The 6,233-nt window shown below is 65.4% G+C and carries 4 protein-coding genes and 2 pseudogenes; all 6 read right to left on the bottom strand.

Annotated elements, in window-relative coordinates; translation table 11 throughout:
* Positions 1-1,377 (bottom strand): annotated as a pseudogene (locus ABDV68_RS17890) (hypothetical protein); the annotation flags it as partial.
* A gap of 50 nt (positions 1,378-1,427) precedes the next feature.
* A complete protein-coding gene (locus ABDV68_RS17885; protein WP_343521457.1) occupies positions 1,428-1,646 on the bottom strand; it encodes a hypothetical protein in 219 nt (72 codons plus the stop codon).
* Positions 1,647-1,848: 202 nt separating this feature from the next.
* A complete protein-coding gene (locus tag ABDV68_RS17880; RefSeq protein ID WP_343521456.1) occupies positions 1,849-2,532 on the bottom strand; it encodes a Fe2+-dependent dioxygenase in 684 nt (227 codons plus the stop codon).
* Between the two features lie 79 nt (positions 2,533-2,611).
* Positions 2,612-4,999 (bottom strand): TonB-dependent receptor, encoded by a 2,388-nt coding sequence (locus ABDV68_RS17875; RefSeq protein ID WP_343521455.1) that lies wholly within the window; start codon positions 4,997-4,999, stop codon positions 2,612-2,614.
* A 49-nt stretch (positions 5,000-5,048) separates the two neighbouring features.
* Positions 5,049-5,327 carry a ribbon-helix-helix domain-containing protein gene (locus ABDV68_RS17870; RefSeq protein WP_343521454.1) on the bottom strand — a complete coding sequence of 93 codons (279 nt, stop codon included), beginning with the start codon at positions 5,325-5,327 and terminating at the stop codon, positions 5,049-5,051.
* Positions 5,324-6,233 (bottom strand): annotated as a pseudogene (locus ABDV68_RS17865) (cobaltochelatase subunit CobT); the annotation flags it as partial. The gene ABDV68_RS17870 and the pseudogene ABDV68_RS17865, both read right to left, overlap by 4 nt.

Below are 6,233 nucleotides of genomic sequence, written 5' to 3'. Positions count from 1 at the left end.
CGTCTGCGGCCGGTTGCCCCCGCTCGTCGCCGCCGGCGCGGTCACCGTCAGCGGGGTGCCGTCGGCGTTGTAGGTGTAGTCGGTGGTCTTGCCGCGCGCGTCGGTCACGCTGTTCGGCAGGTTGCACGTGTTCTGGTTCGAGCAGGTCGAATCATAGCTGGCGCTCGTGACGATGTCCGCCAGCCCGGAGCTGGATTTGGCGACGTGCTTGGTCTGTGTCGCGTTGCCGCGCGCATCGAGCGTATACTCGACATAATTGCCTTCGGGCTGGGTTACGCGCGTCAGGCGGCCATAGCTGTCGTAGCTGAAGCTGGTCGTCTTGCCCGCGCCGTTGGTGATTGAGGTCGGCCGGCTGATCGCGGCATTGGAGACGATCACATTGGTCTGGCTCAGCGCGTTGGTGACCGTCATCGTCACCGTGCTGCCGACGGCAGAACGCGCATAGCTGGTGGTGACGCCATCCCGGGTCACCGACGTGACCCGGCCTGCCGACATGGTAGCCGAGAAGCTGGGCGTGCTCTCGCCGGGGCGCTGAATGCTCGTCCCGGTTACTCGCCAGGTCTGGCCCGCCGTGTCGGTCACGTCGATCTCCGCATAGGCCGGGTAGGCGTAGCCGATGCTCGACTGGACGCTGCTGCTCACCGTCTCGTTGCGGAAATCCGCATTGGCCCGCTCATGCCAGCTGATCGATGGCGGAGAGCCCCAGCTCCAACTGTTGTCGAGATAGCTGAACGTCGCGGAATAGCCGAAGCTGTTGGCCAGCTTCGTCATGCGCCAATCGTAGCTGAACCCGCCCAGCCCGTCCGGCATGGCGTACAGCTCCCAGCTGAACGTGACTTGCTTGCCGTTCGGGCTGGTCATCGATACCGGCAGCAGCCAGCAATAGTCGGTGTTGCTCGCCCGGCAAAAGGTCGTCTCGGGCTGCTCGGAATCGCCACCCGTGGGGTTGTCGAAAAGGATCGACGTTCCGTCAGCGGCGCGATACTCATATCGCCATTCGGCAATCTTGGTGAGTGTCGCACCGTTCGCCTTGGCCGCGTCCAGGCCGGCACCGGTGAAGCGATCGACATAGCGCCCCTCCCGCCCGATCGTGACGGTGGCCCCCTGCTTGAGGAACCTGATCGCGTCCCACTGAGTCGATTCCGAGTAGCTGTTCTGCCGCACGATCGCGAGCTCGGCCTCGCCGGACCCGATCGAGCCCTCCTTGAATGACATGATCAAATCGCCCTGGATCAGGTCGACTCCGTTCTCGTCGAGGTTGCGATAGTCCTGCGCCCGCGCAGGCAATGCGGCACCAGCCGCAAGGATACTCGTCGCCACGAGCCAGGTCCTGGCCCGGCGATACGGGCGCACGTCGCCCTGCCGTTGAATCAGCATGTTAAAATCTCCGTCGATTTGAAAAGTTCGCGTTCGCCCGCGCGCGTCCGTTACGGCGCGCCGGTCACCGTCTTGTTGGTCCGGTTGTCGGCCTTGTCGTAGCTGTAGTTGGCCTGGACGTTGTTGTTCACCGTCCCGCTGTGCTTCACCGCGACCAGCCGGCCGCGCGCGTCGTAGCTATAGGTGACGGTCTCGCTCGCCAGCGCTGCCGCTGCGAGCCCCGTCAGCGCAGCGATCGCAATCGCCGCGCCGGTCCTGACGTTCTTCATGTTCCCACTCCGCCATTGAGGAACATTCTAGGAACATTTGAATTCCAACATTGCAAGCGCAAATATCCGGCAGTCGATTACACCTGCCGGATCAATGGCTTTTCAGTCGAAATGTTGGAGTTTGCCTGCAAGGCCGGCGGAAAATGCCCGAATTTGTTGGATTCGCGTCGCCTCACTTGCGCGTGGACGATGTTTGCAACTTTCAGGCGTCCGCCCAGCGCCGCAGCAGGTTGTGATACACCCCGGTCAGCTCGATCACGCTGCGGTCGTCGCCGCCAAGCTGCCCGGTCAGCCGCTGCACATTCTGGTCGAGGTCGAACAGGATCCGCCGCGCGCCGTCGTCGCGGACCATCGACTGGAGCCAGAAGAAGCTCGCCACACGCCGCCCGCGCGTCACCGGCGTGACATGGTGCAGGCTCGACGAGGGATAGACCACCGCATGTCCCGCCGGCAGCTTGACCCGCTGCACCCCATAATGGTCCTCGACCACCAGCTCGCCGCCGTCATAGACAGCGGGATCCTCGAGGAAGACGGTGACGGACAGGTCGCTGCGGATGCGGAACTCGCTGCCGCGCTTGATCCGGATCGCATTGTCGACATGCGTGCCGAAAGTCTGCCCCTCGCCATAGCGGTTGAACAGCGGCGGGAAGACCTTGAGCGGCAATGCCGCCGCGAAGAACAGCGGCGAACGGCCGAGGGCATCGAGGATGATGCCCCCCGCCTCGAGCGCCGCCGGGCTTCCCTCCGGCAGCTGCTCGTTCTTCTTGGCCAGCGCCGACTGATGGCCGGAGGTGACGTTGCCGTCGACCCATTCGGCCGCGTCGATGATCGCCCGCACCCGCGCCACCGTCTCGGCGTCCAGCAACTCGGGGATCGCGATCATCATGGGCTTGGCCTAGCGCCAGGCGTGGGAGCGGGCAACGGTCCGGGGGACAGGTGGACCGCTGCCCGCTCCTCCCCCTTGTTCAGAAGCGGTAGCCCACGGTCAGCACCGCCGCCCGCGCATCGCCGGGCGTCGCCCAGCCATTGTTGCGGATGCGGGTGAAATAGAGCTCGTCGGTGAAGTTCTTGACGTTCACCAGCACGCTGAAGTTCGCGTTGAAGTCGTACGAGATCGACGCGTTGTGCACGAGATAGTCGTCGGAGCGATAGACGATCGCCGATGCCGCCGTCGGCAGGTTCAGCGCGAAGCTTCCCTGATAGGTGACGCCATAGCCGAGCTTGAGCCCGAACGGCAGCGTATAGGTGGTGTAGAGGCTGCCCGAATGGTTGGGCACATTCTGCAGCTCGGCACCCGCCGCCGGGTCGCGGTTCGCGGCGGTGTTGCCGCAAGCCGCGCTCGGATTGGCGATACAGAAGCGCGACAGCGACCGGATCAGCTTCGACTCGAGATAGGTATAGTTGGCCGTGATCGACCAGGCCGGCGTGATGTTGCCGGTCGCGCTCACCGCGATGCCGTTCACCCGCGACTGGCCGTCGAGCTGCTGGTCGGGTTCGGTCGGATCGTTCGAAGGCACCTTGTACTGGTCGCGCTCGTTGCGGAACAGCGCGACGCTGAACAATGCGCGCCCGATCTCGGCCTTGGCGCCGATCTCGTAGTTCTTGGCGCTTTCCGGCGCGACGTTGCAGGTCTGCGCGGTGCACGCGCCATTGACGGCGCTCTGCGACGGCGTCTGCGAGTTGCCGTAGGCGGCATAGAGCGTCACCGCCTCGACCGGCTTGTAGACCAGGCCGACGCGATAGGTGAACAGGTCGGCCTCGTTGTAGAAGCGCGGCCCGGTCACGATCGGCCCCTGCGGCGTGGTGGTGGTCGCCGCGGTCGAGGTATCGGTCTGATAGTTGCCGTTATTGTTCTCGTACCGGACGCCGCCGTTGATCTCGAACTTGCCGAACTTGATCGCGTCGAACAGGTAGACGGCGTAGTTGGTCACCTCGCCGCGCTGGCGGCCGTTCTCGAAGAAATTGACCGGTCCGGAATAGACGTTGCTGCCATAGGCGAAGCCCGCCGGGCCGTTCACCACCTCGTTCGGGTTGGCCCAGTTGACCAGCGGGAAGCTGCCGAACGCCGCGGTGCCGTTGGGGTTGCGATAGACGTTGCCGGTGGAGAGCTGGAACTTCTCCCACCCCGCCGACGCGCCCAGCACCAGGCTGTGCTCGAGCCCGCCGGTGTCGAACTGCGCCGACAGGTCGAGCTGGTTGTACATCAGCTCGCTCGTCGTATCGCGCACGTTGCCGCGCGGACCGCCGATCAGGTAGTAGCCTGTCGGCAGCGTCACCGCGGCGCCATTATAGGTCGCCGTGCACGCGCCCCCCGTCACGTTGCGGCCGTCGGCGAGGCAGAAGGTGCCCTGCGGCGGCCCGACGATCGTGCGCTGCGACACGCTCTGCCAGCGAGTCAGGTTGCGCAGCGACAGCTTGTCGCTGAACTCGTGAGACGCGGTGATCGTCGCCTGGTCGACCGTGATCTCCTGCGTATCGATATTGCGATAGCCGAAATAATCGCTGCGATCGATGCCCGGCAGCGCGCCGTTGTAGCGCCCGTTCTTGTAATAGGGCACGCCGTACTGCGGAATGTTGGTCTCTTCCTGGTGCAGATATTGCAGCGTCAGGCTGGTCGGACCGTCGATCCCGATCGTCACCGACGGCGCGACGCCCCAGCGCTCGTACTTCTCGACATCGCGGCCGGGCACGTCGTTCTTGTGCGCCATCGCATTGAGCCGCAGCGCGACCAGTTCACTGGCGCGGACGTTGGCGTCGATCGTGCCGCGATAATAATCGTCGGTGCCGATCCCGCCCTGCACCGCGACCGATGTTTCCTTCTGCGGGCGCTTGGTGACGATGTTGACCGACCCGCCGACCGAGCCCGAGCCGTTATAGACCGAGTTGGCGCCGTTGGTGACCTCGACCTGCTCGAGATTGAACGGGTCGCTGCGCGAATAGGGGGCGCTGTCGCGAACGCCGTCGGTGGTGATGTCGCTCGACGCCGAATAGCCGCGCAGCGTGATCTGGTCGCTCGGCGCGATACCGCCCTCGGCCGCACCGAAGGTGATGCCGGGGACGGTCGAGAGCACGTCGCGCAGCGTGAGCAGGTTCTGCTCCTCGATCACCTTGTTGGTGAGGATCGTCACCGTCTGCGGCGTGTCGCGTACCGGGCGCACCGCCTTGGGGCTGGCCTGTTCCGAGCGCACCTCCTGGCCCGTCACGACGACCTCGTCGCGCTCCTGAGCGGGCGCATTGTCGTCGGCGACGACCGGATCGGCGGCATGCGCGGGCGCCGAGGCGATGAAGCCGACCGCAGCGAGCGCGAGAAAGGCGGGCGCAGCCTTGCGGCTGTCGGAAATGGAACGATTCATCTGAGCCCCTTTTGGTTTCGGGGTCAGCTATTGCGACTAGTTCGCAGAGTCAATGCTGTTGCGAGTCGTTTTCAACATTGTCGCAATTTGTATCACGTGCGAACAGCCAACTGCGGATCGCGCTCGCCAGGTTGGGCGGGTCGTCGGCGGCGATGCGCAGGTGATCGATCTGCGCGACCAGCGCGTTGAGCGGCAGCGCGTGCCGCACGGCGGCCGCCTCCAGCGCGGCCCAGAAGGCCGGCTCGAGGCTGATCGAGGTGGGATGCCCGGCAATGGTGATCGAGCGCTTGACCGGTCCGCGAAACCCGCCCGGCGGCGCCTCGATCATGCCTCGATATCGAATAAGGCGGCGAGCTGCTCGATCATCGTGCCGGCGAGCTGCTCGACGTCCATGATCGTCACCGCGCGGCTGTAATAGCGCGTCACGTCGTGCCCGATGCCGATCGCGACCAGCCCGACCGGCGAGCGCTGCTCGATCCAGCCGATCACCTGCCGCAGATGCCGTTCGAGATAGGAGCCGCTATTCACGCTCAGCGTCGAATCGTCGACCGGCGCGCCGTCGCTGATCACCATCAGGATCTTGCGGTCCTCCTGCCGCGCGATCAGCCGCTGGTGCGCCCAGAGCAGCGCCTCGCCGTCGATATTCTCCTTGAGCAGCCCTTCGCGCATCATCAGGCCGAGCGACTTCTTCGCCCGCCGCCACGGCTCGTCGGCCTGCTTGTAGACGATGTGTCGCACGTCGTTGAGGCGGCCGGGCTGCGCCGGACGCCCTTCGGCGAGCCATTTCTCGCGGCTCTGCCCGCCCTTCCAGGCGCGCGTGGTGAAGCCGAGGATCTCGGTCTTCACCCCGACCCGCTCCAGCGTGCGCGCAAGGATATCGGCGCTGATCGCCGCGATCGAGATCGGGCGGCCGCGCATCGACCCCGAATTGTCGATCAGCAGCGTCACAACGGTGTCGCGGAACTTGGCGTCCTTCTCGACCTTGTACGACAGCGACTGCATCGGGTTGACCACCACGCGCGCCAGCCGCGCCGCGTCGAGCAGCCCCTCCTCCTGGTCGAAGTCCCACGACCGCGCCTGCTGCGCCATCAGCCGCCGCTGCAGCCGGTTGGCGAGCTTGGTCACCACGCCCTGCAGGTGCACGAGTTGCTGGTCGAGATAGGCGCGCAGCCGCTCCAGCTCCTCCTCGTCGCACAGCTCGGTCGCGGCGATCACCTCGTCATATTGCGTGGCG

The organism is Sphingomonas sp. (assembly GCF_039595165.1).
Classification (GTDB): domain Bacteria; phylum Pseudomonadota; class Alphaproteobacteria; order Sphingomonadales; family Sphingomonadaceae; genus Sphingomonas.
Note: the sequence above shows the minus strand (reverse complement) of the source record. Positions and strands in the feature narration are given on the sequence as shown.

Bases quoted from the DNA above. Each gene is read 5' to 3' on its own strand.
- ABDV68_RS17885 (WP_343521457.1), bottom strand. From the start codon at position 1,646: ATGAAGAACGTCAGGACCGGCGCGGCGATTGCGATCGCTGCGCTGACG.
- ABDV68_RS17880 (WP_343521456.1), bottom strand. From the start codon at position 2,532: ATGATGATCGCGATCCCCGAGTTGCTGGACGCCGAGACGGTGGCGCGG.
- ABDV68_RS17875 (WP_343521455.1), bottom strand. From the start codon at position 4,999: ATGAATCGTTCCATTTCCGACAGCCGCAAGGCTGCGCCCGCCTTTCTC.
- ABDV68_RS17870 (WP_343521454.1), bottom strand. From the start codon at position 5,327: ATGATCGAGGCGCCGCCGGGCGGGTTTCGCGGACCGGTCAAGCGCTCG.